This window comes from Scytonema sp. PRP1, assembly GCF_036697665.2.
In the GTDB taxonomy this organism is placed as follows: Bacteria; Cyanobacteriota; Cyanobacteriia; order Cyanobacteriales; family Nostocaceae; genus Kalymmatonema; species Kalymmatonema gypsitolerans.
The window spans coordinates 1-1438 of the sequence record NZ_JBAHYJ020000127.1 but is presented as its reverse complement, the minus strand read 5'-3'; the positions used below and the strand labels follow the sequence as shown (position 1 = coordinate 1438).

At 48.4% G+C, this 1438-nt stretch carries 2 rRNA genes; both read left to right on the top strand.

Annotated features, from left to right (window positions below):
• Positions 1-258, top strand: a 16S ribosomal RNA gene (locus V5G28_RS33595); the annotation flags it as partial.
• A gap of 426 nt (positions 259-684) precedes the next feature.
• Positions 685-1438: ribosomal RNA gene (locus V5G28_RS33590) — 23S ribosomal RNA — on the top strand; the annotation flags it as partial.

Below are 1438 nucleotides of genomic sequence, written 5' to 3'. Positions count from 1 at the left end.
AAACCATGGCTCAGTTCAGATCGCAGGCTGCAACTCGCCTGCGTGAAGGTGGAATCGCTAGTAATTGCAGGTCAGCATACTGCAGTGAATTCGTTCCCGGGCCTTGTACACACCGCCCGTCACACCATGGAAGCTGGTCACGCCCGAAGTCGTTACCCTAACCTTTCGAGGAGGGGGACGCCGAAGGTAGGACTGGTGACTGGGGTGAAGTCGTAACAAGGTAGCCGTACCGGAAGGTGTGGCTGGATCACCTCCTTTTTAGGGAGACCTGCTTTTCAGTCAGTAGTGACCAGTAAACAGTGAGCAAAAAAACTGATACTGCGGGTACTTGATAACTGAACACTGAAAAGACATCCCGAGGTCGGTCGAGGAAAAGTTGTTGGCTTTCAAACTATCATTGGTTCGATCCAAGTCGCACAAAAACAACCGAACAACAAAGTACGGTTGTCAGTGTGGAAACAGTCAAATCGATTGTGACACTCCAAAATTGCGACTGCAAGTATTGCGAAAAAGCAATAATTGATTCGAGAAATTGCTTCAGCAATCTTGCTTGAAATAGCAAGACTGCTGGATGATATCCAGCCAGAACCTTGAAAACTGCATAGTAACGCGAAGCAGGTAGACACAGACATTTCATGATTGCATAGATGAAAGTGTTTGCATAAATAGAACCAATTGTGAAGTGGTCAAGCGAATAAGGGCTAATGGTGGATACCTAGGCACACAGAGGCGAAGAAGGACGTGGTGACCGACGAAACGCTCCGGGGAGCTGGAAGCAAGCGACTGAGCCGGAGATATCCGAATGGGGCAACCCCTTGTACTGCCTGTTGAATATATAGACAGGTTAGAGCCAACCCAGCGAATTGAAACATCTTAGTAGCTGGAGGAAAAGAAATCAATCAGAGATTCCCCAAGTAGTGGTGAGCGAACGGGGAAGAGCCTAAACCAACGAGCTTGCTTGTTGGGGTAGTGGGACAGCAATATCGAATCTGGCGGTTAGACGAAGCAGCTAAATACTGCACCAAAGAAGGTGAGAGTCCTGTAGTCGAAAACTAAAGGATAGTAGCTGAATCCCGAGTAGCATGGGACACGTGAAATCCCATGTGAATCAGTCTCGACCACGAGATAAGGCTAAATACTACTGTGTGACCGATAGTGAACCAGTACCGCGAGGGAAAGGTGAAAAGAACCCCGATAAGGGGAGTGAAATAGAACATGAAACCATTAGCTTACAAGCAGTGGGAGGACGATTCAACGTCTGACCGCGTGCCTGTTGAAGAATGAGCCGGCGAGTTATAAGCACTGGTAGGTTAAGTCAAGGACGTAGCCAAAGCGAAAGCGAGTCTGAAAAGGGCGTTGATCAGTGTTTATAGACCCGAACCCGGGTGATCTAACCATGTCCAGGATGAAGCTTGGGTAACACCAAGTGGAGGTCCGC